Here is a 25,856-nt window from a genome sequence, read left to right on the forward strand (position 1 = left end):
ATGCAAGCTACCTTGTTACGCACGCTACCTTGCGGTACCTGTTAGCGCACATTGGAGATGCGTCGTGGTCGAAGCCGTTCAAGTCCAGCTGAAGAAGGGGGTGCTCGAGCTTTGCGTGCTCGCCTTGCTCTCCCAGCACGACAGCTACGCCTACGAGATCGCGAGCCGACTGGCCGAGGGAATCGATATGGGGGAAGGCACCATCTATCCGCTGATGCGGAGGATGCAGAGCGACGGGCTGGTGGACACCTATCTGGTCGAAAGCTCCGCGGGACCGCCGCGCAAGTACTACAAGCTGACCGAGGCCGGAACGATGAGCTTTTCCACGCAAAAGGCGGAATGGGCTGCATTTTCCCGCGCGGTCGAGATCATTCTGGGAGACGCCGCATGAACCGCCAAGCGTTCATCGACCGGCTGCGCCTGGGCCTGTCGGGCCTGCCGGCCAAGGCGATCGCCGAAGCCGTCGCCGACTATGAGACCCACTTCGCCGAAGGGCTGGCCGCCGGCCGTTCCGAGGACGAAGTCGCCGCCGCGCTGGGCGATCCGGCCCGGCTGGCTCGCGAGCTTCGCGCCGAGATCGGCCTGAAGAAGTGGGAGGAACAACGCAATCCGACCTCGGCCGCCGGGGCGATCTTCGCCGTGCTGGGCCTGGGCGCCATCGACCTGCTGATCCTGCTGCCGATTCTGATGACGGTGGCCGGGACCCTGTTTGGCCTGATCGTCGCGGCGGTCGCCATCTTCGCCGGCGGCGGCGTGGTGTTCGCGGCCGGGCCGTTCCTTGATCCGCCCGGCGGACCGCTGACGGCGCTGCTGGGCGGCATCGGCCTGATGGCGGCGGGCGCTTCGCTCGGCGCGATCCTGACCTTGATCGTGATCGGCCTGGTCAACGCCCTGGTCTGGTACGGCCGTCTCCACTACCGGCTGCTGAAGCCGGCGATCGAATCCCAGTCATGAGCAAGGTGGCCAGCCCCATGATCCGTGTCCTTGTCCTGATCGCCATCACCGGCTTCTTCGTGGCCATCGTCGCCTTCGCCGGCGCCGCGGCCCTGGGAGGCCCCGACCTCGCCACCCACAAGTGGGGCTGGTATTCGGATTGGAAGGAAAGCGACCGCTTCGAACGCCACCACGGCCATGATCGTGACGACCGCGACGAAGAGCGCGCCGCCTCGACCGCGACGCGGGAACTGGCCTGGGACGGTTCGTCCAAGGTCGAGTTCGCCATTCCCGCCGCCATCGAGTTCACCCAGGCGCCTGGCCCTGGCAAGGTCAGCATCACCGGCCCGCGAGACATCGTCGAGCGGGTGCGGCTGTCGCAGGGCAAGCTCAGCTTCGACAAGCCGGTCGAGGGTTATGTCCGCCTGCGGGTGGTCATGAGCGCGCCGGGCGTCACCCACTTCGACGTCGGCGGCGACGATCAGCTAGAGATCATGGAGTACCGCCAGGACAAGATCTCCATCGTCGGCAGCGGCTCTTCGGAGGTGACGGCGCGGGGCGAGGCCAAGCAGGTGGTTCTCGACCTGTCGGGATCCAGCGAGGCCGATCTCTCGGCGCTTGGCGCAGAGACCGCCACGGCCGACGTGTCAGGCTCCAGCGAGGCGTCCATCGCGCCCAAGCTGTCGGCCAAGATCGAGACGTCGGGGTCGAGCGAGGTGAAGCTGACGACCCGTCCGGAACATCTTGAGACCGATCGCGCCGGTTCGGGCCGCGTGGTGTTCGACGACGGCAGCGACGCCGTCGATACGCCGCCCTCCGCGCCGTTGCCGGTCTCGGCCTCGAAGACCTAGGCGCGGGCCTTCAGGGCGCCGGCCACCACCGGCGCCAGGCCCTGGGCGATCACGATCACGCCCTGGGCGTTGGGGTGGAAGCCGTCACGCTGGTTGAGCCGGGCGACCTGGGCGACGCCCGCCAACAGGTTGGGATAGAGAAGCGCCCCATGCGCCTTGGCCACGGCCGGGAACACCGCCTGGAACTCGCGCGCATAGGTGCGTCCGATCACCGGCGGGGGCTGTAGTCCGGCCAACACCACGGCGATCTTCCGAGCGCGGAGCTTGGCGACGATCTTGTCCAGATTGGCCTTGGTCCGCTTGGGGTCGACGCCTTGCAGCAGGTCGTTGCCGCCCAGCGCCACGATGCAGACATCGGTGTCGTTCTGGACGCTGAAATCGACCCTGGCCAAGCCGCCGGCCGTGGTGTCGCCCGAGACGCCGGCGCCGCGCACCAGGGCGTTCGTCCCCAGTTTGCGAAGTTGGGCCTGGAGCTGAACGGGCAGGGCCGCGCTGGCCGGCAGGCCAAGGCCCGCGGTGATCGAGTCGCCCAGCACCGTGACGACGCGGCGGCGCTGCGCCAGGGCCTGGACCGGCCATGCGGCCAGGGCGCCGGCGATCAGGACGCGTCTTGTCGGAAACCTGCTGGGTGTCTGATCCATTCTGCTGTCCTATCTAGGCCATAGCCCGTGAAGCTCAATCACCCCTGAGGTCTCCTTGTCCGAAGACTATCCGCCGCTCGTCGTCCGTGAGGTCTGCCTCACCCTTCCGTCGGCGGCCGGTCCCGTTGAGATCCTGCGAGACCTGAGCTTTTCCGTGGCGCCGCGTGAGCGGGTGGCGATCACCGGGCCGTCGGGCTCGGGCAAGTCCTCCTTGATCGCCGTGGCCGCCGGCTTGGAGCGTCCCACCTCGGGAACCGTGGAGCTGCTCGGCCGGCAACTGGCCAAGATGACCGAGGACGGCCGTGCGCGGCTGCGCCGGGGCCGGGTGTCGCTGGTCTTCCAGGCCTTCCACCTGCTGCCCAACATGACCGCCGAGGAGAATGTCGCCGCGCCGCTGGAGATCGCCGGGGTGGCGGACGCCGACGGCGTGGCGCGCGGCTGGCTGGACCGGGTCGGCCTGTCGGGCCGCCTGCGGCACTATCCGCACCAGCTATCTGGCGGGGAGCAACAGCGCGTGGCCCTGGCCCGCGCGTTGGCGCCCAGGCCGGCCCTGCTGTTCGCCGACGAGCCCACCGGCAATCTCGACGCCGTCAACGCCGCCATGGTCGCCGACCTGCTGTTCGGCCTGGTGTCAGAGGAGGGGGCGGCGATGGTGCTGGTCACCCACGACGCGCGCCTGGCCGCCCGCGCCGACCGACAGGTCCGGCTGGGCGACGGCGTGGCGCTGCCGGCATGAACCTGCTCGCCCTGCGCTTCGCCGCCCGCGAGCTACGCTCGGGGGTGAAGGGCTTTCGCATCTTCCTCGCCTGCCTGGCGCTGGGCGTGGCGGCCATCGCCGCGGCCGGATCGACGGCTGAAGCCTTCCGCCAGGGCCTGGCCAGCCAGGCTCGCGAGATCCTCGGCGGCGACCTCGCCGTCACGGTCGAACAGCGGCTGTTTACGCCGGAAGAACGCAAGGCCATCGAGGGGACCGGCCGCACGGCCTGGGCCGTCGCAGCCCGCGCCATGGCGCAGGCGCCGTCCGGCGAGCGCCGTCTGGTGGAGTTGCGTGGGGTCAGCGACAGCTATCCCCTTGCGGGACAGGTCACCCTGGAGGGCGGCGGCGCCTTGGCTGCGGCCCTGGCGCCGAGCGGCGGCGTGGCCGGCGCGGTGGTCGAGCGGGTGCTGTTGGAGCGGCTCGGCCTGCGGATCGGCGACCGGCTGCTGGTCGGCGAGCTGCCGGTGATCGTCCGCGGCGTTCTGGTTCAGGAGCCGGACCGCCTGTCGCGCGGCTTTGCGCTGGGGCCTCGGGTCATGGTCCGGCGTCAGGCGGTGGAGGACGCGGGGTTCCTGCAGCCGGGTCTGCAATTCGTGGAGACGGCGCGGATCGCCCTGCCGCAGGGGGCTGTGCCGACGCAGGCGCGCAAGGCTCTGCGCACGACCATCGAGGATCGCAGCGTGCGGATGCGCGACCGCGAGGACGCCGCGCCGGGCGTGCGCTGGCTGATCGATCAGCTCGAATACTTCCTGGGCTTCATCGGGCTGGCCTCCCTGGTGGCCGGCGGCCTGGGCGTCTTCGGCGCCGTCACCGCCTTTCTGGAAGATCGCAAGCCCGCCATCGCGGTGCTCAAAGCGTTGGGCGCCGAGGGACCGTTCATCAGGAATCTCTATCTGACGCAGATCGGGGTGCTGGCCCTGCTGGGCGTGGCCATCGGCCTCGTCCTGGGGGCCGCGGCGCCCTTCGTCCTCGGGGGATTGGTCCCCGCCGACCTGCCGGTTCCGGCCCTGTTCGCCGTCTATCCCGGGCCGTTGATCCGGGCCGGGGCCTTTGGCCTGCTGTCGGCCGCCGCTTTCTCGCTGGTCCCGCTGGCGCGGGCTAGGGCGACGCCGCCGGCCAGCCTGTTTCGCCGCGACGTGCAGGGCGGCCTCAAGCTGAGCGTCGAGACGGTGGGCGCGGCGATCGCAGGCCTGGCGCTCGCCGCCTTGTCGGTGCTGACCGCCCCGACGCCGCTGGCCGCGGGTCTGATGATCGGCGGGGTGGCGGTTTCGTTCGGCCTGCTCTGGGGCCTCGGCCTGTTGGCGGCCAAGGGCGCTGGGCGGGTGCGGGCCGGTACGCGCGGGGCGCTGCGCATGGGACTGGCCAATCTGGCGGGGCCGCGCTCGGCGGCGCGGACCGCGGCGCCGGCCATCGGTCTTGGCGTCGCGCTGCTGGCCAGCGTGGTGCTGATCCAGTCCAGCCTGCTGCGCCAGGTGGCCGAGGTGGCGCCCAAGACCGCGCCGGCCATGGTGTTCACTGAAATTCCCGGCGCCCGGACCGCGCAGTTCGACCGCGTGGTGGCCGCCGCGTTCGGCGAGAAGCTGACCACGGAGAACTATCTGCGGGCGCCGTTCCTGACCGGACGCATCGTGGCGCTGAAAGGCCAGCCGGTGAACCGCAAGGCGATCGCCGAGCAGGAGCGCTGGGCCTATGACAACGACATCTCGATCTCGGCGATCGGGCCGCAGCCGCCCTCGGCCGATATCGTCGAGGGCAAATGGTGGGCCGCCGGCTATCGCGGCCCGCCGCTGCTGGCTATGGAGGTCGACGCCGCCAAGGCCGGCGGGCTGAAGGTCGGCGACAACGTCACCTTGTCGGTCCTGGGCCGCGATATCGAGGCCAGGATCGCGGTGTTGCGCAAGGTCGATGTCGGCGGCTTCGGCGCGAGCTTCCCCCTGGTGCTGACGCCATCGGCCCTGGAGGGCGCGGACCTGCGCCACGTCGCCATCGCCAAGGGCGGCAAGGATCAGGAGACGCGCGTGATCCGGGCGCTCGGGCGCGACTTCCCGGAGGTGAACGTCATTTCCGTGCGCGAGCAGCTTGAGGCGGCGACAGAACTCTTCGACCGCCTGGCGCTGGCGATCCGTGGCGCGGCGGCGGTCGCCGCCCTGGCGGGGCTGTTGGTGCTGACCGGGGCGATCGCGGCCAGGGCTCAGGCCAGGACGCGAGAGGCCTCGATCCTGAAAGTCCTGGGCGCCTCACGGCTGCAGATCCTTTCAGCCTACGTGCTGGAATACGGCGCGGTGGGAGTGATCGCCGGGGTGACCGGGGTCGGGCTGGGATGCCTGGCGGCCTGGCCGGTGGTGACGCTGGTCTTCAAGGCCGACTGGGCCGTGGACTGGACCGGGGTCGCGGCGCTGGTGGCCGGGGCGGCGTTGCTGGCCGGGTTGGGCGGCGTGCTGGCCTCGCTGCATGCGCTCGCCAAACGACCGGCCGCGGCCCTCCGCGCCGAATGATTGTCCCATATTAAGAATCTGGTCACCGACGCAGGGCGTATTCCTGTTCATGAGGTCCGCCCAAACCACCAGTCCCGCATTCGATCACGGCGCCGCGCTAAGGGTGCCGCCTCCGCACGACACCCGTAGCTGGCATAAGCTTTGGGCTTGGCTGGGCGACGACGCCCAGGCCATGACCGAGGCTGGCGCCGTGCAGGTCTGCACCCCCGATGGCTGGACCATCGCCCAGCCCGGCGACTGGATCGTGCTGTCGGTCAGCGGCGATTTCCATGTCGCTCGCACCGGCGGCCGGCGTTTCTGGGACGCCTGACGAAAAACGCCGCCCGCCTTTCAGCGGACGGCGTCTTCGGATCTCAACTCGGCGGTCTTAGGCGAAGGCGTAGGCCTGGCGGCGGCGCGAGCTGCGGACCATGGAGCCGACGGCGCCGAAGCCGATGATCATCATCGCCCAGGTGGCCGGTTCCGGCACGGCGCTGCTGATGGCGTTGACGGTGATGTTGTCGAGCACGAGCTGATCGAAGCCGTTATCGTTGAAGTTCTTGCTGAACAGGTTCTGGACGCGCAGTTCGTCGAACACCTGGCCGGCGGTGCCCGCGAAACCGATGGTCTTCAGCGTCGAGTGGATGTTGCCGAGCGAGCCGGTGAAGCCGCTGAACACCATGGCCCCATCAAGGAACAGTTCATACTGGAGGCGCGACCCGCCGATCAGGGCGCTGGTGCCCGCCAGGAATTCGATGGCGTCGAAATCGCCGCCGTTGGCCAGCGAGATCTTGGTGTAGCCGAGGCCGCCGCCCAGCGGGGTCCAGCTACGTTGGTCGTACGGCTTCAGGGTGGTCAGGGTGGTGAGCTGACCACCGACATACTGAACCTTGATCCCGCCTTCGGTGTAGCTTTGCGTACCGGGATAGAACGGGCTGCTGATGCCTTCGAAGCCGTTGAAGTTCCCGGTCGCGCCCAGGAAGTCGTCATTGTGGACGGTGACGCCGGCATGGGCGGCGGTGGAGATCGACAGACCGGCGGCCAGCGCCAGGACCAGACCTTTGATGTTCATTTTGTAGTCCCCTCGGGTGGGGCGCCGCGGCGTCCCAATTTGAATTCACGAACTGTCACATCGCAAAGGCGGCGCCACCTGGGAGGGAGTTTGTCGCTTATCGAGGGAATTATGTCGTTTCGCCTCTGATCGCGGCGGGGCTACATCGCTCGGGTCCCATCGTGGCGAGGAGCCTTGCATGCTGTTGCTGAAGCCCAATTGCGAATGTTGTGACCGCGACCTGCCGCCGGCCTCGGCCGATGCGCGCATCTGTTCGTTCGAATGCACGTTCTGCGCGGACTGCGTGGATCAGGTGCTGAACGGCGCCTGTCCGAATTGCGGCGGGAACCTCGTTCCCAGGCCGATCCGGCCGGCGGCCTTGTTGGCGCACCGCCCAGCGTCGAGCGAGCGGGTGCTGGCCAAGGACGGTCCCTGCCTTGAGCGGCGACCTGCGGCCTAGGCGGCCTTCAGGGCGTGCCAGGCGTGGCGCGCCGCGGTGAGGCGTTCCTCGGTGTTGGTCTCGATATGGCTTTGGGCGTCGAAGGCCACGCCGGTCATGTCGCCGCGCCGCCAGCGGGTGCGCACGTCATAGACCATGCCGCCGTTCAGCTGCAGCACCACGAAACGCGGGGGCAGCGGGTAGATGGCTGAGATCTGCAAGCGCGCGCCGCCCTTGCTGAGATCGACGATGGTGCAGTCGGCCCAGTGGGCCATGCCCTGACCATAGAAGACCCGCGCGCGGAGATTGGTGTCCTCGCGGGGATGTTCGCGGCGGTCGATGTCATTTTGGGCGGTCACGAGGCCATCCTGGCAGCAAACGCTTTCGGCGAGCTTAATCTTGCCGTCGGCGTATCGCCTTGAAAGCACATGAAATGCGCGGCCTGCGAAAGGCGGCGTGTCGTCGCGCCGTAAGGTTAACGGGGCGACAGCCGGGCTAGGGCGCCCTCGACATAGGCGCGCATGCCGCCCGCCATCGAGACCGCGCCGCCGCTCAGCAGCCATTGCAGCCGCAGGCCGTCCAGCACCGCCGTCATGTTGGCGGCCTCGACCTCGGCGTCGAGGTCGGCGCGAAGGTCGCCGGACTGGGCGGCTTCCCGAAACGCTTCAGCCAACATGGCGCGGAACGTCTCGTAGCGGTCGACGAAATAGGCGTTGATGGCCGAGCCGTCCTGCAGGTGTTCGGACGCCAGCGTGACATCCAGGGCGGTCAGAATGGGATCGGCCTCCAGATCGGCGCCGAACGCGGCCATGCGGTGCAGCAGCGGCAGGCCGCGCGCGGCGCGGACCTGCGCCAAGGCGGCGTCCTGCTCCTCATCGCCCTGGGCGATCACCGCCAGCAGCAGGTCGTTCTTGGTGGGGAAGTGATAGAGCAGGCCGGCGTCGGTCAGGCCCGCCTCCTGGGCGATGGCGGCCAGGCTGGCGCCCTTGAAGCCCTGGCGCGAGAACAGCCGCCGCGCGGCGTCCAGCACCGCGGCGCGCCGAGCCCGGCCGCGAGGCTGGCGAGTTCCCGGCGCGGTCGTCATCAGATCAGTCCGCGTTGCAGGTCGCGCAGCGGCCGGAAGCTGATCGGCCGGAGTTGCTGGCCGGCGATCAGTTCGGCGGTGGACTGCGCCATGGCGCAGGCCTGGTCGCCGATACGGATCCAGGCCTGGGTGGTGTCGTAGCCGTGCAGCTCAGCGCCCTCATAGACCGGATGCAGATTGACCTCGGCGACGCCTGGGGCGAGGGCGGGCAGGGCCTGCGCCAGCAGTTCATGGGTCGGACGGCCCCATTCCGAGACGAACTCGTCCGGAAAGACGATGCCCCGGGCCTGCGCTGGCGCCCTGCAGGGGAAGCTGAGCAGCGTCTCGATGTCGGGACCCACCATCCGCAGCGGCAGGGCGAACTCGACCGCCATCTCCATGTAGATCTCGAAGAAGCGCGGATCGATCTGGTTGCCGCCCATGTGGGAGTCGATGTGGGTGACGTCCACGCCCCAGGCCAGGGCCTGCTCGATCTGGGCGCGGCATTCGCGGCGCACGTCATCGGGGTCGGCGTAGCGCATGACGTGGCTGGTCTTGGTCGGCAGATAGCCTTGGGCGTCGTGCAGCGACCCGGCCCCGGTCAACGAGCGCCAGCGATAGCCGGGGTACTCCGCGGTCAGGGTGAGGTGCACCCCGACGTCGAGGCCGGCGAACATTTCGACGGCTTCCAGCGCCCAGGGGCAGGGGACCATCAGGGTGGCGCTGGTCGCCACGCCCTCACTCATGGCCTCGAGGCAGGCGAGGTTGGCCGCGTGGCTGGAGCCGATGTCGTCGCAATTGACGATCAGCAGCCGGTCCTGCGGGCCATGGCCCAGGCGTTCGACAAGGCTCAGCATCGCGCGATCCTCAATGGAAGTTCAGGCCGTGGGCTTGCAGGAGATCGTCAAGCATCGGCGCGGCGATGTCGATGTCGCCGACCAGCGGGTGGGCGAGCAGGGCCTGGAGGGCGATGTCGCGGCTGCGGGTGACGGCGGCCTGGACCGTCAGGCTCTCATGCGCCTTCACCGCCTGCACCAGCCCGCGATAGGCCAGGGGGATCTCGCCGGTCGGCAGGGCGGTGGCGCCGCGTGCGTCGACGCGGCACAGCGTCTCGACCGAGGCGTCGTCGGGCAGTCCGGTGATCGCGCCCCTGTTCAGGGTGCTCATGACGATCATGGCTCCCCGGTCGTTAAGGATGGCGTCCAGGGTGTCGAAGGTGACGCCGCTATAGCCCTCGCCGCCTCGCCGGATCAGGGCGGGCGGCTTGGCCTGCACCGCCAGGTCCGCGGCCTCGGCCAGGACCTCGGCCTCGATGTCCGTGACCGCCTGGGCCCTTGTACGGGGGGCGTCCTGCATCTCCGCCAGCTCGGCCCGGCGATGGAAATAGAGATCGCCGTACTTCTCGACCGGGATCGCGCCCAGCAGCGGGGCGATCTTCAGGGCCGAGGCGAAGAGGGCGTTGTTGCCGGCATAGGTCTTCGCGAGCCAGGCGATGGCCGGCAGGGTCACGTCCTGGCCGCCCGCCGTGATCCGATTGATGAAGCCCAGATGATTGAGGCCGACACTGGCGATTTCGACCTTGCCGAACTCGGCGGCCAGCAGCTTGCGCAGCCGCCCCTGCATCAGGGGAATGCTGGAGCAGAGGCCGACCAGTCTGGCGGAGGTGTGGTTGAGCACGGCCTCGGTCACCACGCCGCTGGGGTTGGTGTAGTTCAAGATCACCGCTTTCGGGGCGACCTGCGCGATGACCTGGGCGACCTCGATCATCACCGGAATGGTCCGCAGGGCCTTGAACATGCCGCCGGGGCCGGTCGTCTCCTGGCCGATGACGCCGTAGCGCAGGGGAATGGTCTCATCGATCTGGCGCGCGGCCATGCCGCCGACCCGGATCTGGGTCACCACGAAATCGGCGCCCTTGGCGGCGAGTGCGAGGTCGGCGCTCTCGCGCACGGCGATCTTGCGGCCGCTGGCGGCGACCATCCGGCGGGCGAGACCTGCCATGACCGCGAGGCGCTCGGGGTTCGAGTCGGTCAGGCTGAGCTCGGCGATCCCCAGATCGGCCCGCTCCAGCACGCCTTCGACGATCTCGGGCGTATAGCTGCCGCCGGCCCCGACGATGCACAGGCTGATCTCGTTCATCGGGCGGTCTCCAGGGCGCGGGCGAGGTTTTCGAACAGAGGGCGAGGGGGCAGGCCGGCCTGGAACCCGGCCAGGACCGCCGCGCCATCTTCGGGGGGCAGGGCGACGGGGGTGGCGGTGGCGCGCGGGCAGGCGCTCGCCAGCCGGGCATTCAACAGGTTCTGAAGCTCGGCGCCGCCTTGGGCGATCACCCCGCCGCCAAAGGCGATCTGGATCTCGCCGTCGATGTCGGCGGTCATGGCCTGGGCGGTCAGCACATAGTCGGCGGCGGCGCGCTCCACGATCTCGGTGGCGGCCGGGTCTTTGTCCCGCCAGGCCGCGAAGACCACCGGGGCGACCGACGCTCGGTAGGCCTTGGCCGCCGGTTCGCGGAAGAACCACGCGGCGAAGGCGTGGGCCTCGACGCCGCAATGGGCCAGGACCCGGTCGCGCAGACCGGTTGGAGCGGCCCGGCCGTCGATCATGCGGGCGGTGAGGGCGATGGCCGCGCGGCGCAGGTCGTAGACCTCGGCGACGTCGATGCTGTCATAGATGACCTCCTGACCGTACCGTTCGCGCCAGGCGGTGGTGATCCCGCTGCCATGCTGCACCAGCGCGCAGCGCTCGGCCGGCGAGACGCCCCACAGGGCGACCAGCCCGTCATTGACCAGGGTCAGGCGCTCGGCGCAGCCCAGGCGCTGGCCAATCAGCCGATGCTGCTCGCGTTGTTCGTCGCGATAGTCGACGCCGCTCAGGCCGATGGCGATATGGCTGACGTCGGTAGGAGCGACCCGCGCCTGGGCGCAGAGATGGCCGATCATCGGCTCGACCACGTCGAAGAAGCGTTGGTCAGGCAGGCCTATGATCGCCGCGCCGACATCGCGGACCCGGGCCAGCACGCGCCCGTTGTCGTCGCACAACACGCCCGCAGTCTTCGCGCCGCCGCTGTCGAGCCCGATGAAGATCATGTCCGCCCTGTGCCTGCCGCGAAGAATTCTTGTGAGCACTAGGTTTTTGTATCAGCCGCCTCGCCCTTGGCAAGCCCGCCGGCGGGAGGCCCGAAAAACTAGGGGCGGGATTAGAGTTCGGGGGCTCCCCCCGGCCGATCGTCTGGCGCATAAGCCCGCGCATGATCAGTCGGATTGAGGCGGCGCTTCGCCGCGGAACGCCCGTTCGGTTCGGGGATGTGTGGCGCGCGGGGCTGGGCAGTCTGCTCGGCATCGCCGTGACCGGTGTGCTGGCGCGGTTGGTGCTGGGCGGCGACGCCCTGGCCGATCCGCTGCTGGTCGCCCCGCTGGGCGCCTCGGCGGTGCTGCTGTTCGCCGTGCCCGCCAGTCCGCTCACCCAGCCGCGCGCGGTGATCGGCGGCAGCATCCTCTCGGCCCTGGTCGGGGTGACCTGCGCCAAGTTCGTGCCCGAGCCGATCCTGGCCGCCTCGCTGGCCGTGGGGGCCTCCATCGCGCTGATGTCGCTGCTGGGATGTCTGCACCCGCCGGGCGGGGCGGTGGCCCTGACCTCGGTGATCGGCGGCGCGTCGGTCACCGACCTTGGATACGGCTTCGCCTTCGTGCCGGTCGGCCTGGGGGCGGTGCTGCTGGTGCTCTCGGCTATCGCGTTCAACACCTTGGTCGGACGATCCTACCCGCACCGGGTGAAAACCCCGGCCAGTCCGCACGCCACGGCCGACCCGGTTCCCGACGCGCGCATGGGCTACACTCCCGCCGATCTGGACAAGGCGTTGGCGCAGTATGGCGAACTGCTGGACGTCAGCCGCGAAGACCTCGACGCCCTGTTCCGCCAGGTTGAGCTCCAAACCCACCAGCGCCTGCACTCCCAGATCCTGTGCGGGGACATAATGTCGCGCGATGTCGTCACCATCGACGCTCACCAGACCGCCGAGAGCGCTTTGGCGTTCCTGCGGCAGCACGATCTGCGGACCGCCCCGGTGATCGACGCGGGCGGCCGGGTGGTGGGGATGGCGCGGCGCGCTGAACTGCAGGCCGCGCGCGACCGGCTGGTCGAATCGGCGCTGGACCCCTTTGTTCACAAGGTTCGCGAAGGCACGCCGATCGAAGCCCTGCTGCCGTTGCTCTCCAGCGGCGCGGCGCACGAGGCGATGGTCGTCGACGAGAACCGGGTTCTGCTGGGGATCATCACCCAGACCGATCTGATCGCCGTGCTCTACCGTGCGCACGTGGTCGAGGCTGTGGTGGCCGGCAAGATCACCGCCTGAACGTCGATAAGCTGGGCTTGGGCCGATAAATCGGTCCGCGTGCACTAGAATCGGTGTCGGACCCCGTCGTATCGAGAAGGNCGGCGCGCGGCGCTCGCCTATCACCAGATCGGACGGCCGGGGAAGCTGAGCGTCGAACCGACCAAGCCCATGGCGACCCAGCGCGATCTGGCGCTGGCCTATTCGCCAGGCGTGGCTGCGGCCTGTGAGGCGATCGTCGAAAACCCCGACATGGCCGAGCGCCTGACGGCGCGGGGCAATCTGGTCGCGGTGATCACCAACGGCACGGCGGTGCTGGGCCTGGGCAATATCGGACCGCTGGCCTCCAAGCCGGTGATGGAGGGCAAGGCTGTCCTCTTCAAGAAGTTCGCCGGCATCGACGTCTTCGACCTGGAGGTGGACGCCACCGACCCAGCCCTGTTCATCGAGGTGGTCGCCGCGTTGGAGCCGACCTTCGGCGGCATCAATCTGGAAGACATCAAGGCGCCCGAGTGCTTCGCCATCGAGCGAGAGCTGCGCGCCCGGATGAAGATCCCGGTGTTCCATGACGATCAGCACGGCACCGCCATCGTCTGCGCCGCCGCCGTTCGCAACGCCCTGACCATCCAGGGCAAGAGCCTGGCCGACGTGAAGCTGGTCACATCCGGCGCCGGCGCCGCGGCCCTGGCCTGCGTGGACCTGCTGGTCAGCATGGGCCTGCCGGCCGACAATGTCACCCTGACCGACATCAACGGCGTTGTGCACAAGAACCGCGGCGACCTGACCCCGGAGCTGGAGCGCTACGCCCGCACCACCGACGCGCGCCTGCTGCCCGACGTGCTGGCGGGCGCTGACATTTTCCTCGGCCTCTCGGCGCCTCGGGTGCTGAAGAAGGAATGGCTGCCGCTGCTGGCCAAAAACCCGGTCATCATGGCCCTGGCCAACCCCGAGCCGGAGATCCTGCCCGAGGACGTGATGGAGGTGCGGCCCGACGCCATCATGGCCACCGGCCGGTCCGACTATCCGAACCAGGTCAACAACGTCCTCTGCTTCCCGTTCATCTTCCGGGGCGCGCTGGACGTCGGCGCCACCGAGATCAACGAGGCGATGAAGAAGGCCGCCGCCGAGGCGATCGCCAATCTCGCCCGCGTCGAGGCGAGCGAAGTCGTGGCCAGCGCCTATGCCGGCCAGGCTCCGCTGTTCGGCCGCGACTATGTGATCCCCAAGCCCTTCGACCCGCGTCTGATCCTGGAGATCGCTCCGGCCGTGGCCCAGGCGGCGATGGATTCCGGCGTCGCACGCCGGCCGATCTCCGACTTCGAGGCCTATCGCCGCGAACTGGAGCAATACGTCTATCGCTCCGGTCAGCTCATGCGCCCCGTCTTCACCCGCGCTCGCGAGTGCAAGCGCCGCATCGCCTTCGCCGAGGGCGAGGACGAACGCGTGCTGCGCGCCGTGCAGACGGTGGTCGACGAGCAGCTGGCGCGTCCGGTCCTGGTCGGCCGCCGCGAAATCGTCGAGGCCAAGGTCCGCGAGCTGGGCCTGCGCCTGACGCTCGACCAGGACATCGAGGTGTTTGATCCCTTCACCGATCCGTCGGTGGAGGACATGACCGCCGAGTACCGCGCCATCGTGGAACGCCGCGGCACTCCGCCCGGCGCGGCGATGCGGCGGGTCACCAGCCGTCCGACCGTGACGGCGGCCATGCTGCTGCGTCGGGGCGTGGTGGACGGCGCCCTGGTCGGTGGCAGCGGCGACTGGTGGCGGCACTTCACCTACGCCCTGCCGATCGTGCCTTCGCGTCCGGGCGTCTCGCGGGTTTCGGCGCTTTCGGGCGTGATCATGCCCAAGGGCGCGCTGTTCTTCTGCGACACCCACGTCAATGTCGATCCGACCGCCGAGCAACTGGCCGAAGCGACGATCCTGGCCGCCGAGGCCGTGCGTGGGTTCGGCATCGTGCCGAAGATCGCGCTGCTGTCGCACTCCAGCTTTGGGTCCAGCAACTCGCCCTCGGCCCGCAAGATGCGTCAGGCTCTGGGCTTCATCCGTGAACTCGCGCCTCAGCTTGAGGTCGATGGCGAGATGCACGGAGATGCGGCGCTCAGTGAAGCGGTGCGGGCGCGCTACGTCTCCGACGGCGCCTTCTCCGGCGAAGCGAACCTGCTGATCGCGCCGTCTTTGGACGCGGCCAACATCTCGCTGACCCTGCTCAGCGCGGCGACGGACGGCCTGCATGTCGGGCCTCTGCTGCTCGGCCTCTCGCGGCCGCTGCACGTGCTCAGCCCCACCGCCACGGCGCGCGGCATCGTCAATATGACGGCGTTGGTCGCGACCCAGGCGACGGCCGAGGGGTAGTCGAGAGGGGAGGGGGCCGCGCGCCAGCGGCCTCCTGATTCCCCGACCGCCCAGCACCGGGGCGACGTCGAGCAGGCTTGCCTTCGGGGGCGGGTTTCGGCCATTTGCGGCTCGATAGGAGTTCTCCGTGACCGCTGACCCGGCCCGACAGTTCGATATCGACGACCTGGCGCGCCGCTATGCGGGGCCGCTGGCGCGATATTTCCGCAGTCGGTTGGGCGCGGCGGCCGAGGTCGACGATCTGGTGCAGGAGGTGTTCCTGCGCCTGGCCGCCCGGCGGGGCCAGGACGAGGTCAGCGCCGCCGAGAACTACCTGTTCACGGTGGCGGCCAGCGTCCTCAACGACAGCTTCCGGCGCAAGGCGCGCCGGGGCGGCGTGCACCAGCTTTTCGATGAGCAGCAGCATGCCGGTGAGGACTTCTCGCCCGAGCGCGTCTTCCTCGGGCAGGAGCAACTCGCCGTCGTGGAGAAGGCGCTGCTCGAACTGCCGGAGCGGACGCGGGTGATCTTCATCCTTAATCGCTTCGAGGACATGACCTATGCCGAGATCGCCCGGCGGTTACAGATATCTACGAGCGCCATTGAGAAGCACATGATGAAGGCGCTGGCCCATTTGGCGAAGAGCAGGAGGCGGTCATGAGCCGTGCCGCCCTGCCAGAGCCCGACGTGGACGAGGTCGCCGCCGACTGGTTCCTGCGTCGCCGCTCGCCTGACTGGACCGTAGAAGACGCGCGGCTGCTCGACGCCTGGCTCGCCGCCGATCCGCTTCATCGCGAGAGCCTCAGAGAAATCGCCGAGACCTGGGAGCTGGCCGGACGCGCCGCCGCCAGCGACAGGGTACGCGCATTGCGCGCCCAGGCCCTGGCCGCGGCCCCGGCGCGTCACATTCGCGCCGGCCCCTTGGCGAGGATCGCGGCCGTGCTGGTCGTGGCGGCGGTCGCGGGCGGGGTTGCGTTCCTGTCGCTGCAAGGGCCATCCGCCCAGCATGAGGCCAAGACGCAGGTCTATCGCACCGCGATCGGGGAACGGGCGACCGTGACCCTGGCCGACGGGTCGAGCCTGCGGCTCAACACCAACAGCGAGGTGGCGGTCGACTACGTCGCCAAGCGTCGAGGATTGCGCCTGGTCTCCGGCGAGGCCTGGTTCGACGTGGCCAAGGACCCGAACCGACCCTTCGTCGTGACGGCCGGACAGCACACGGTCACGGCGGTCGGCACCTCGTTCGACGTCCGTCTGGAACCCGTCGGGTTCCGCGTGGCGGTGACCGAGGGGCGGGTCGCGGTCGACGCCGTTCGCGGGCCACGTCTGTCGGAGGTGAAGGCCGGAGAACGCATGGACGTGGTTGGCGACACCGCCATGCTGCGTCCCGACGCCGGGCCGGTGGCGGGCGACTGGCGCGACGGCCGTATAGAGTTCGCCTCGGCCACGCTGGCCGAGGCCGTGGCTGAAATGAACCGCTATCGCCGCAAGCCCATCGTGCTGAGCGATCCGGCGGTCGGACGGCTGCGGGTGAGCGGGGTGTTCTATTCGGGGGAGAACAGCGGCTTCCTCGAAGCGCTGCCCTTGACCCACCCGGTTTCGGTGCAGGTTGGGGAACACGAGATCAGCATCAGTTCGCGGTCGGACAAAAAAACTTCATCGAAGGGCTGAGGTGTCCCGCCGCCCTGGCGTCTTCGAGGTCGGATCACACCATCCGTAGGTCCGAGACGAAGAGGGGGCGAACCATGCAATTTCATCACTTCAAGGCCATGGCCTTGGCGACCTCGGCCGTTGTGGCCGTCGTCGGATCGCCGGCCTGGGCCCAGGCCCCCGCGCGCGCGCAGTTCGACATCCCGGCCCAGGACCTCGGCGCGGCGCTGCGCAGCTTTGGCCTGCAGTCGGGCCGTGAAGTGCTATTCGACCCCGCCCTCGTCAATGGCAAGCGCGCCCCGGCCCTGCAGGGCGACATGGCGGTCTCGGCGGCCATGGAACGTCTGCTCTCTGGTCAGGCGCTGCGTCCGCGCGAAAGCGGCCGGACCATCGTCATCGAGCGCAGCCCGGCGCGCGTGACCAAGGCCTCCGCGGTGAGCGAGGCGGTTTCGACCGCTCCCGTAGAGGCGGCGTCGCCGGCCGAAGTCGACGAGATCGTCGTCGTCGGCAGCAACATCTCCGGCGTGCTCGAGCGGGGCCTGCTGCCGGTTTCGGTCGTGGATCGTCGTGAACTCGAAATGAGCGGCGCGGCCACGGCGGGCGAGATGATCGCCGCCCTGCCGCAGTCGGGCGGCCAGGCCTTCAACAACGAACAACAGGGGCCGAACCAGGCGCGCGGCGACGTCGCCTCGGCGAACCTGCGCGGGCTCGGCTCGGGCAACACCCTGGTCTTGCTCGACGGTCGCCGGCTGGTCGGGCACCCCGGCACTCAGCAGGAGGGGTCGGTCCCCGTCCAGGTGGTCAACCTGAACACCATCCCGGCCACCGCCTTGAAGCGGGTCGAGGTCCTGCGCGACGGCGGCGGCGCGATCTACGGCTCCGACGCCGTGGCCGGCGTGCTGAACAACGTGCTGGACGTCAACTATGTCGGCGCCCAGATCGTGGCCCGCTACGGCGGTTCGGAAGAGACCAAGCTCAGCGAGGCCTCGCTCGGCCTGAAGTGGGGCCAGACCTTCAATGACGGCGCGACCCATGTCGCCCTGTTCGGCGAAATCTTCAGCCGCACGGACATGCCAGCCAGCGACCGTGACTACGCCTCGACCGACAATCTCAGCAGCCGCGTGCCGAGCCAGTACGCCGGCAGCTTCGACAACCGCTCGTCGCTGACGCCGTGGCTGACCGCCCGCGTCGGCACGGCGGTGACCAATTTCGGCCCATCCTTCACCGCCTTCCACATGCAGCCCTGCACCTACACCGGTTCGGACGCCCAGGTCGGCGCCAGCGGGGTTTGCATCGACGGCGGATCGGCCACGCTCGACGCCTCGCTGCGCACCGACGAGGGGCCGGAGCGGACGATGTCGCCCAGTTCGGACCGCTACAGCGTGATGGGCGTGTTCAGCCACGACTTCGGCGCGGTCGAACTGTTCGGCGAGGCGCTGCTCTACGGCGCCAAGTCCAGCTCGGTTCGCGGCGGCACCACGAACCTGACCTCCGCGCCGCTGACCATCGGCGCGGCTAATCCCTACAACCCCTTCGGCTCGGGTCCGGGACGTCTGGCGGGCTACACCGGCCCGGCCCAGGCGATCACCGTGGTGGGCTTGCGGGTCGACGACGTCGGCCGTCGCCGGATCGACGTCGATTCCGACGCCTACCGACTGCTCACCGGCCTGCGCGGCGAGATCGCCGACTGGAAGTGGGAAAGCGCGCTGCTCTACTCGCACGCCCGCACCAAGGACGTCGAAAGCAACCGGGTCAGCAACACCGCCTTGCAGGCGGCGCTCAACAGCAGCGATCCGACGCGGGCCTACAATCCCTTCAACGGCGGCGACCTGGCCAATCTCGGCGGCTTCGACGCCACCTCGAACCTGGCCTCGGTCGTTGATCCGCTGCGGGTCAGCATCAGCCGCGACGGCACGACCAGCCTGGCCCTCTGGGACGCCAAGGTCAGCAATCCGGCCGCCTTCAACCTGTGGGATCGCGACATCGGCATGGCGTTCGGCGCCGAATGGCGTCGCGAGACGTTCAAGGACGACCGTGACCCGCGCATCGACGGCACGATCACCTTCGCCACCGCCGGCGGCCCGACCAGCGACGCCATGGGCAGCAGCCCGACCCCGGACACCTCGGGATCGCGCAAGGTCTTTTCGGCCTATGCCGAACTCCAGGCCCCGTTGGTGACGGAAGAGGCGGGCATCCCCCTCGTTCAGAGCCTCGACCTGCAGCTGGCCGCTCGCTTCGAGAACTATTCGGACATCGACGAGCAGGTCCTGAAGCCCAAGGTGGCGCTCGGCTGGCGGATCAATGACCTGGTGCTGGTGCGGGCCGCCTACTCGCAGGGCTTCCGCGCGCCGAACCTGGAGACGGTCAACGCCTCCGAAATCCGCCGCGTGCAGGAGAACCTCACCGACTATTACAGCTGCGCGGTCGCCCAGGGCGTCACCAACTTCGCCAACCTGAACCGCAGCGGCTGCTCGGCCTATCGTTTCAACGTCGAGGACGTTCGGGCGGGCAACCGCAAACTGAAGTCGGAAACCAGCGACAACTTCAGCGCCGGCCTGGTGTTCACTCCGACCCGCGACCTGATGTTCTCCATCGACTGGTGGCGGATCGAGCAGGACGGCGTCATCGGCGTCTTCGAATCCCAAGACCACCTCAACCTCGACGCCATCGGCCGGTTGGGCGGCGGCGGCCCCAATCCGGCCCTGACCCGCAACACCTTCGGCGAGCCGATCCGCATCGCCAACCAGTTCCTGAACCTGGATTCCCGCACCATCGAGGGGATCGACCTGGGCGCCACCTGGCGGCTGAACGGCACCGCCTTCGGCGACTTCCGGTTCGGCGCCGACGTGGCCCTGCTGCAGAAGTTCGACCAGACGCCGTCGGCGGAATCGGCGGCCCTGCTGGCGGCTGGGCTTCCGGCCAGCGCCGGCGGCTCGCTGATCGAGCAGGACGACAATCCGCGCACGCGCGGTTCGGCCTACGCGACCTGGCTGAGCGGTCCCTGGGAAGTCACCGGCTACGCCCGCTATGTCGGCGGCGTGAAGGACTCCTCGGCCTTGCTCTACAAGGGCGACGACTGGCTGACCTTCAACGCGGCGGTGGGCTACACGCCTGAGGACGGGCCGCTGGAAGGCGTCGCGATCCGGCTTGGCGTGAACAACCTCGCCGACAAGGATCCGCCGTTGGCCGACGAGACCTTCGGCTACTTCACCAAGCTCTACAGCAACCGCGGCCGCTTCTGGTTCGCCCAGGTTTCCAAGAGCTTCTGATCGATCTGCCCGGCCCGCGCGAACCAGGGGTTCGCGNAACGCTCGTCTACGTCACATGGGAGCCGTGACCCTCGCGGTGGCGGCGCTGATGGGGCAGGGCGCCTTGGCGGCCAGCCCGCCGCCCAAGGCGGACTACATCCTCGACTACGACGCCATCCACCATCCGGTGATGGCGCGGCGCGGCATGGTCGCCAGCCAGAACGCCGTGGCGTCCCAGGTCGGCGTCGACATCCTGAAGCGCGGCGGCAACGCGGTGGACGCCGCGGTCGCGACGGGGCTGGCCCTGGCGGTGACCTTGCCGCGCGCCGGCAACCTGGGTGGCGGCGGTTTCATGCTGGTCTATCTGGCCAAGGAGAAGCGCACCCTGGCCATCGACTATTACGGTCAGGCCCCGGCCGCGACGGACGCCAAGCTGCTGCTCGGCGCGAACGGCAAGATGGACACCGCCAAGCGCTACTCGCATCGCGCGGTCGCCGTGCCTGGGACCGTGAAGGGCTTCTACGAGATCCAGCGTCAGTACGGCGTTCTGCCGTGGCGCGACGTGGTCGAGCCGGCGGTGAAGCTGGCCACGGGCGGCATCGTGCTGACCGACGACATGACCTATGCGCTGGAGATCTATCGCGAGGGCCTGGTCGCCGACGCGCCTTCGGCCAAGAGCCAGTACAAGCCCGGCGGCCAGATGTACGCGCCGGGCGAGCGCATGAAGCAGCCCGACCTGGCCTGGTCGCTGCGCCAGATCCGCGACGGCGGCGCCGAGGCGTTCTATCGCGGCGAACTGGGCAAGCGCGTGGTGGCGGGCGTGCAGGCCGGCGGCGGCGTCTTGACCCTGCAAGACCTTGCCGACTACCGCATCCGGGTCGAGGAACCGCTGTGGTGCGACTATCGCGGCGTGCCGATCGCCTACATGCCGCCGCCGGCCGCCGGGGTGCTGCTCTGCGAGCTGATGAACATCGTCGAGCGCTATCCGATGGCCGACTATGGCCAGAACAGCGTCCAGTCCCTCCACATCGAAGCCGAGGCCATGAAGCTGGTCTTCGCCGACCGCGCGCGGTTCATGGGCGGCTTCCCGCAGTACCGGCCGCCGGTGGGGGGATTGTCCAGCAAGGCCTATGGCGCCGAGCGCGCCAAGCTGATCGATCCGGCCCGCGCCATGGCGCAAAAGGCGATGCCCGGCGATCCGCTGACCTTCGAGAGCCGCGACACGACGCACTACTCGGTCGCCGACGCGCAGGGCAATGTCGTCAGCAACACCTTCACCCTGGGCTCGTCGTTCGGCGCCCACGTGATGGCGCCGGGCACCGGGTTCTTCCTCAACGACGCCATGGCCAATTTCGCCTGGGGCGGCTCGGAGCCGGCCAATGCGCCCGAGCCCGGCAAGCGGGTCATCTCCACGATCACCCCGATCATCGCCTTCAAGGACGATAAGCCCTGGCTGGCCTCGGGAACCCCGGGCGGCACCCGGATCATCTCGGCCATGGCCCAGCTGATCGTCAATGTCGTGGACCACAAACTCAACATCGCCGAGGCCAGCCAGCGGCCGCGCATCTTCCAGGCGGCCAGCGACACGCCGGTAGAGTTCGAGCCGGGCTTCCCGATCGACATGCTGAAGCTGATGGAGGCGAGGGGGCACACGACCAAACCTTCGCTCACCATGGGCTCGACCCAGTCGATCATGATCGAGGACGGGGTGTTCCAGGGCGCCGCCGACACCCGTCGGCCCGACGCGCAGGCGGTCGGGTTGGACTAGGCGCGAAATCGGGCGGAGACGCGCTTTCTCCTCTGTCATCAGTCCGACGCTCTGGCGCTATAGGCCTCGCCGCCGCAAGTATCGCTTCGGAGGCTGAGCCCGCATGACCGACCTGTCCCGCCGCGCCCTGTTGGCTGCGGGCGCCGCGGCGCCTGCGGCTCCGGCCCTGGCCGCATCGCCGACGCTCGCCACCAGCGATTTGCAGGCCCTGGCTCGCGACGAGGCGCACTGGGCCAAGGTCGCGGCGCTGTACGACCCGCCGCCCGCTGGCGTGGTGCAGTTGGAGAACGGCCACTTCGGGGCGATGGCGCGGCCGGTGCGCGTTGCCTACGAACAGAAGCTGGCGCGGGTGAACCGCGAGACCACCCTCTATACCCGTGGTCCGGTCGGCCGGGACCTGGTCGCCGTGCGGGCGCGGGTCGCCGGCCTGCTGGGCGTCGGCGTCGATGAGATCGCCTTCACCCGTGGCGGCACGGAGTCGATGCAGACCTTGATCGGCGGCTACAACCGCCTGCGGCCCGGCGACGCCGTGCTCTACGCCGATCTCGACTACGACTCGATGCAGACCGCCATGGAGGCGCTGGCGCGGCTGCGCGGGGTGCGGGTGGTCAAGATCGACCTGCCGGAACCGGCGACGCGCCAGGGCCTGATCGACGCCTATGAGCGGGCGCTGAGCGCCAATCCCGATGTGCGGCTGATGCTGCTGACCCATCTCAGCCATCGCACCGGACTGATCCCGCCGATCCAGGAGATCGCCGCCCTGGCCAAGGCGCGGAAGGTCGAGGTGCTGCTCGATTGTGGTCATGCGCTGGGCCAGACCGAGTTCACCCTGCGCGATCTCGGCGTCGATTTCGCCGGTCTCAATCTCCACAAGTGGATCGGCAGTCCACTGGGCGTCGGCGTCGTCTACATCCGGAAGGACCGCATCCCCGACATCGACGTCTCGATGCTGGAAATCCCGGGCGACCCCCGGATCGATGCGCGGGTTCACACCGGGACGGTGAGCTATGCGGGCGTGCTGGCGGTGGCCGACGCCATCGACTTCCACGAGAGCGTGGGGTTGGCGGCTAAGGCCCGCCGCCTGCGCTACCTACGCGACCGCTGGGTGAGCGCGCTGCGCGGTCGCCCGGGGATCGAGATCCTGACGCCGGACGACCCGGCCCTGCACGCCGGGATCACCTCGTTCCGCTTGAGCGGGCGCACGACGATGGCGGCCAACGCTGCGGTTCGTAAGGCCCTGTTCGACGAGCACCGCGTCTTCACCGTCGAGCGTGCCGGGCCAGCGAAAGGCGCCTGCGTGCGGGTCACGCCGTCGTTCGTCAACAACGCCGGCGACCTCGACGCCCTGGTCGCGGCGTTGCGCGCGATGACGGCCTAGTCGGCCATGTAGTCGCGGGTGGTCGGCAGGGCGCCGACCCGCTTGGCCACCTGGATCTGGAAGACCATGTGGCCGCCATAGCGGAAGCCGAGCTCGGCCGAGGCCAGGTAGAACTCCCACATGCGCCGGAAGCGGTCGTCATAGAGGGCCGGGATCTCGGGATCGGCCATGAACCGCACCCGCCAGTGGTGCAGGGTGTCGGCATAGTGCAGGCGCAGGATCTCGATGTCGGTGATCCATAGGCCGGCGTCCTCGACCGCGCGGACGATCTCCGACAGCCCTGGAATGTAGCCGCCGGGGAAGATGTACTTGTGGGTGAAGGCGTTGGTCAGGCCAGGGCCCGACATCCGGCCGATGGCGTGGATCAGGGCGCTGCCGTCGTCGGTGAGCAGGCGTTTCACCGCCTCGAAATAGGTGCGGAAGTGCGGCTCGCCGACATGTTCCAGCATCCCGACCGAGACGATGCGGTCGAAGGGACCCTGCATGTCGCGATAGTCGGTGAGTTCGAAACGCACGCGGTCCGCTAGCCCCGCCGCCTGCGTGCGCTCACGCGCCAGCGCGATCTGCTCCTGGGAGAGGGTGACGCCGGTGACGTCGACGCCGTGGTCGGCGGCCAGCGTCATGGCCATGCCGCCCCAGCCGGAGCCGATATCCAGCACCCGCTGGCCAGGCGAAAGGTTCAGCTTGGCGGCGATGTGCGCCTTCTTGGCGACCTGAGCCTCCTCCAGCGTCATGTCCGGGCGGGGGAAATAGGCGCAGGAATACTGCATGTCGGCGTCGAGGAAGCGCCGGTAGAGGTCGTTGGAGAGGTCGTAATGGTGGGCCACGTTGCGGCGCGAGGCGGCGCGGTCGTTGGCCTGCTGGATCTTGCGCTTGATGGCGCGCTTGAGGCGCTTGTAGAGCGAACCGCGCCCCTTGGGCGTCCGTCCGCCGCTGCGCCCGACGATCTCCAGCAACTCCCAGAGCGTGCCCCGCTCGAAGGTCAGGTCCTGCTCCATATAGGCCTCGGCGAGCGCGAGGCTGGGATTGGCCACCAGACGGCGCAGGCCCTTGGCGGTCAGGCGGATGACCACCGGCGCGCCGGTCCCATCGCCAACCCGCAACACCTTGCCGCCAGGAAGGTGCAGGGTGACGTCGCCGACCTTGATCATTCGGGAGAGGAGAGACTCGATCATGCGGGCGAGCTTAGCCGGTCGCAGCCCACCGGAGCTACGGCGTTAGTCGGGTTGCGCCCAGCGTTCGGGGCTGCCCACCTGGTGGCGTAATTCGGCGCAAAAACCCGTGGCCCGGGCGTCATTGCGAGGTGAACCCCTCCGTTTGAACGGCGTCCTGCGCCGGGGCAGGTGGTTCAAAGGGGGCGGAGGCGCCCCTGATGTCCGATCCGATCGACTTCTATTTCGACTTCATTTCGCCGTACGGATATCTCGCCTCGACCAAGGTGGAGGAGATCGCCGCGCGGCATGGTCGTGAGGTGACCTGGCGGCCCTTCCTGATGGGCGTGCCGATCATCAAGATCATGGGGCTGAAGCCCCTGATGGAGACGCCGCTCAAGTCCGACTACACCCTGATCGACATCTTTCGACTGGCGACGTGGCTGCAGGCGCCGCTGAGTTCTCCAAATCCAAAGGCGACGAATTCACGCGCGGCGGCGCGCGCCTTTTATTGGATCCACGATCAGTCGCCGGAAATCGCGGTGCGCTTCGCCAAGGCCGTCTACGAACGGATGTGGGTGGACGGCCAGGACATCAGTGACCCCGCCGTCGTGGTCGCCGAAGCGGCCAAGCTTGGTCTCCCAGGCGATGACCTCATTGCGGCGCTCGGCTCGGAGCAGCTGAAGGCGCGGCTGGAGGCCGAGGTGACGGCGGCGGTGGCGAGAGGCGTTTTCGGCTCGCCGTTTATCATCGCCGATGGTGAGCCGTTCTGGGGCGTGGACCGTCTGCCCCAGCTCAATGCGTGGCTAAGCCCGCCCGGTTCCGCACCCGCCTTCATCTAAGAATTCCGGAGTTTCAAGATGTTCAGTGTATTCGCGCCCGGCCTGTTCGCCGGCAAGCTCGCGGTCGTGGCCGGGGCGAGCAGCGGGATCAACCTGCAGATCGCACGTCGCCTGGGCCAGGCCGGGGCGCACGTCGTCATCTTCAGCCGATCCGAGGACAAGATCGCCGCGGCTGTCGAGGACCTTCGGCAGGACGGCTGTTCCGCCGAGGGCTTCGCGCAGGACGTACGCGACTATCCCGGCGTGGCGACGCTGTTCGAGCGCATAGCCGTAACCCGGGGCGAGATCGACATCGTGATCTCCGGGGCCGCGGGCAACTTCGTCGCGCCCGCGCTCGGCATGTCCGCGAACGGCTTCAAGACCGTCGTCGACATTGATCTGCTGGGCACGTTCCATGTCTTTCGGGCCAGTCACGCGCACCTGCGCAAGCCCGGAGCCAGCCTGATCAGCATCTCGGCGCCGCAAGGTCTCCTGCCGTTCGCTTACCAGTGCCACGTCAACGCGGCCAAGGCGGGCGTCAACTCGCTGTCGCAGACCCTGGCCGTGGAATGGGCGAGCGACGGGATCCGGGTCAATGTGATCGTTCCCGGGCCGATCGGCGACACCGAAGGCATGGATCGCCTGAGCCCAGATCCGGAGGCCACCGACGCGCTGCTGCGCCGGATCCCCCTGGGCCGGTACGGCGGCAAGGACGACATCGCGGCCTTGGCGGTCTTCCTCTCCAGCGAAGCGGCTCGAAACATCACCGGCGCGATCATGGTCAGCGATGGCGGGCAGACGCTCATTGGCGCCGGCGGTGTGGCCGCGGCGCTCGGCGCACGCGACCCCGCCGCATGAACTGAGCGGTGTCGTAAGAAGCACCCGCTTCACGTCCCCCCCCGCTCAGTCAGCCCCCATGTGAACCAACTCCTCCCCGAGTTGGCGTCATGTGGGGGCTTCGACGCGA

23 protein-coding genes and 1 pseudogene are annotated in these 25,856 nt (G+C 68.9%); 16 read left to right on the forward strand and 8 right to left on the reverse strand.

From position 1 onward, the window contains the following. Window positions 1–64 precede the first annotated feature (64 nt). The 3 genes from ASE02_RS07115 to ASE02_RS07125 are packed head-to-tail and all read left to right on the forward strand — an operon-like array spanning window position 65 to window position 1,784. On the forward strand, window positions 65–391 hold the full coding sequence (locus tag ASE02_RS07115) for a PadR family transcriptional regulator (RefSeq protein WP_056732571.1): 327 nt from the start codon (window positions 65–67) through the stop codon (window positions 389–391). Continuing rightward, window positions 388–954 carry a DUF1700 domain-containing protein gene (locus ASE02_RS07120; protein WP_056732573.1) on the forward strand — a complete coding sequence of 189 codons (567 nt, stop codon included), beginning with the start codon at window positions 388–390 and terminating at the stop codon, window positions 952–954. The genes ASE02_RS07115 and ASE02_RS07120 overlap by 4 nt, the downstream gene beginning before the upstream one ends. Before the next feature lie 17 nt (window positions 955–971). After that, on the forward strand, window positions 972–1,784 hold the full coding sequence (locus tag ASE02_RS07125) for a GIN domain-containing protein (RefSeq protein ID WP_156405943.1): 813 nt from the start codon (window positions 972–974) through the stop codon (window positions 1,782–1,784). On the opposite strand, the gene ASE02_RS07130 is transcribed toward ASE02_RS07125, so the two are convergent. Continuing rightward, window positions 1,781–2,425: an arylesterase gene (locus tag ASE02_RS07130; protein ID WP_056732577.1), complete on the reverse strand. Its 645-nt coding sequence runs from the start codon at window positions 2,423–2,425 to the stop codon at window positions 1,781–1,783. The two genes, ASE02_RS07125 and ASE02_RS07130, sit on opposite strands and share 4 nt — an antisense overlap. Window positions 2,426–2,480: 55 nt before the next feature. Between ASE02_RS07130 and ASE02_RS07135 the strand changes: the two genes are divergently transcribed. Genes ASE02_RS07135 through ASE02_RS07145 form a run of 3 tightly spaced genes read left to right on the forward strand, consistent with a single transcriptional unit; the run spans window position 2,481 to window position 5,987 of the window. Next, on the forward strand, window positions 2,481–3,161 hold the full coding sequence (locus ASE02_RS07135) for an ABC transporter ATP-binding protein (protein WP_056732579.1): 681 nt from the start codon (window positions 2,481–2,483) through the stop codon (window positions 3,159–3,161). Continuing rightward, a complete protein-coding gene (locus ASE02_RS07140; RefSeq protein ID WP_056732581.1) occupies window positions 3,158–5,677 on the forward strand; it encodes an ABC transporter permease in 2,520 nt (839 codons plus the stop codon). The genes ASE02_RS07135 and ASE02_RS07140 overlap by 4 nt, the downstream gene beginning before the upstream one ends. 49 nt (window positions 5,678–5,726) lie before the next feature. Further along, window positions 5,727–5,987 (forward strand): hypothetical protein, encoded by a 261-nt coding sequence (locus tag ASE02_RS07145; RefSeq protein WP_156405944.1) that lies wholly within the window; start codon window positions 5,727–5,729, stop codon window positions 5,985–5,987. A 57-nt stretch (window positions 5,988–6,044) separates the two neighbouring features. Here the strand turns inward: ASE02_RS07145 and ASE02_RS07150 are convergent, their stop codons facing one another. Further along, window positions 6,045–6,728, reverse strand: coding sequence for a PEPxxWA-CTERM sorting domain-containing protein (locus ASE02_RS07150; protein WP_056732584.1), 684 nt, complete (start codon window positions 6,726–6,728; stop codon window positions 6,045–6,047). Window positions 6,729–6,906: 178 nt separating this feature from the next. Between ASE02_RS07150 and ASE02_RS07155 the strand changes: the two genes are divergently transcribed. Continuing rightward, on the forward strand, window positions 6,907–7,167 hold the full coding sequence (locus ASE02_RS07155) for a DUF1272 domain-containing protein (RefSeq protein WP_056732586.1): 261 nt from the start codon (window positions 6,907–6,909) through the stop codon (window positions 7,165–7,167). Here ASE02_RS07155 and ASE02_RS22550 read toward each other — a convergent pair. From ASE02_RS22550 to ASE02_RS07180, 5 genes are all read right to left on the reverse strand, one after another. After that, on the reverse strand, window positions 7,164–7,505 hold the full coding sequence (locus ASE02_RS22550; protein ID WP_162257145.1) for a PilZ domain-containing protein: 342 nt from the start codon (window positions 7,503–7,505) through the stop codon (window positions 7,164–7,166). The two genes, ASE02_RS07155 and ASE02_RS22550, sit on opposite strands and share 4 nt — an antisense overlap. Window positions 7,506–7,621: 116 nt before the next feature. Next, window positions 7,622–8,230 (reverse strand): TetR/AcrR family transcriptional regulator, encoded by a 609-nt coding sequence (locus ASE02_RS07165; protein WP_082601909.1) that lies wholly within the window; start codon window positions 8,228–8,230, stop codon window positions 7,622–7,624. Then, window positions 8,230–9,066, reverse strand: coding sequence for a ChbG/HpnK family deacetylase (locus ASE02_RS07170; RefSeq protein ID WP_056732592.1), 837 nt, complete (start codon window positions 9,064–9,066; stop codon window positions 8,230–8,232). The genes ASE02_RS07165 and ASE02_RS07170 overlap by 1 nt, the downstream gene beginning before the upstream one ends. A 10-nt stretch (window positions 9,067–9,076) precedes the next feature. Further along, window positions 9,077–10,348, reverse strand: coding sequence for a hypothetical protein (locus ASE02_RS07175; RefSeq protein WP_056732594.1), 1,272 nt, complete (start codon window positions 10,346–10,348; stop codon window positions 9,077–9,079). Next, window positions 10,345–11,295 carry an N-acetylglucosamine kinase gene (locus ASE02_RS07180; protein WP_056732597.1) on the reverse strand — a complete coding sequence of 317 codons (951 nt, stop codon included), beginning with the start codon at window positions 11,293–11,295 and terminating at the stop codon, window positions 10,345–10,347. The genes ASE02_RS07175 and ASE02_RS07180 overlap by 4 nt, the downstream gene beginning before the upstream one ends. Window positions 11,296–11,456: 161 nt before the next feature. Here ASE02_RS07180 and ASE02_RS07185 point away from each other — a divergent pair, with 161 nt between their 5' ends. From ASE02_RS07185 to ASE02_RS07215, 7 genes and pseudogenes are all read left to right on the forward strand, one after another. Beyond that, window positions 11,457–12,560, forward strand: a complete 1,104-nt coding sequence (locus ASE02_RS07185; RefSeq protein ID WP_056732599.1) for an HPP family protein — start codon at window positions 11,457–11,459, stop codon at window positions 12,558–12,560. Window positions 12,561–12,641: 81 nt separating this feature from the next. After that, a pseudogene (locus ASE02_RS07190) lies at window positions 12,642–14,894 on the forward strand (NADP-dependent malic enzyme); the annotation flags it as partial. Window positions 14,895–15,021: 127 nt separating this feature from the next. After that, complete coding sequence (locus ASE02_RS07195; RefSeq protein ID WP_056732603.1) at window positions 15,022–15,534, forward strand: RNA polymerase sigma factor; 513 nt, start codon at window positions 15,022–15,024, stop codon at window positions 15,532–15,534. Further along, entirely contained in the window at window positions 15,531–16,544 is a 1,014-nt protein-coding gene (locus ASE02_RS07200) for a FecR domain-containing protein (protein ID WP_056732605.1), read from the forward strand. Before ASE02_RS07195 ends, ASE02_RS07200 begins: the two co-directional genes overlap by 4 nt. A gap of 74 nt (window positions 16,545–16,618) precedes the next feature. Continuing rightward, on the forward strand, window positions 16,619–19,792 hold the full coding sequence (locus ASE02_RS07205) for a TonB-dependent receptor (protein WP_056732606.1): 3,174 nt from the start codon (window positions 16,619–16,621) through the stop codon (window positions 19,790–19,792). Window positions 19,793–19,976: 184 nt separating this feature from the next. Beyond that, window positions 19,977–21,539 carry a gamma-glutamyltransferase gene (gene ggt / locus ASE02_RS07210; protein WP_235536640.1) on the forward strand — a complete coding sequence of 521 codons (1,563 nt, stop codon included), beginning with the start codon at window positions 19,977–19,979 and terminating at the stop codon, window positions 21,537–21,539. A gap of 103 nt (window positions 21,540–21,642) precedes the next feature. Beyond that, window positions 21,643–22,917 (forward strand): aminotransferase class V-fold PLP-dependent enzyme, encoded by a 1,275-nt coding sequence (locus tag ASE02_RS07215; RefSeq protein WP_056732610.1) that lies wholly within the window; start codon window positions 21,643–21,645, stop codon window positions 22,915–22,917. Here the strand turns inward: ASE02_RS07215 and ASE02_RS07220 are convergent. Further along, window positions 22,914–24,092, reverse strand: a complete 1,179-nt coding sequence (locus ASE02_RS07220) for a cyclopropane-fatty-acyl-phospholipid synthase family protein (protein WP_056732612.1) — start codon at window positions 24,090–24,092, stop codon at window positions 22,914–22,916. The genes ASE02_RS07215 and ASE02_RS07220 overlap by 4 nt on opposite strands. 197 nt (window positions 24,093–24,289) lie before the next feature. Between ASE02_RS07220 and ASE02_RS07225 the strand changes: the two genes are divergently transcribed. Then, on the forward strand, window positions 24,290–24,910 hold the full coding sequence (locus ASE02_RS07225; RefSeq protein WP_056732614.1) for a 2-hydroxychromene-2-carboxylate isomerase: 621 nt from the start codon (window positions 24,290–24,292) through the stop codon (window positions 24,908–24,910). A gap of 18 nt (window positions 24,911–24,928) precedes the next feature. Beyond that, window positions 24,929–25,747 carry an SDR family oxidoreductase gene (locus tag ASE02_RS07230; RefSeq protein WP_056732616.1) on the forward strand — a complete coding sequence of 273 codons (819 nt, stop codon included), beginning with the start codon at window positions 24,929–24,931 and terminating at the stop codon, window positions 25,745–25,747. Window positions 25,748–25,856 lie beyond the last annotated feature (109 nt).

Origin of the sequence: Phenylobacterium sp. Root700 (genome assembly GCF_001429025.1) — a bacterium.
Classification (GTDB): domain Bacteria; phylum Pseudomonadota; class Alphaproteobacteria; order Caulobacterales; family Caulobacteraceae; genus Phenylobacterium.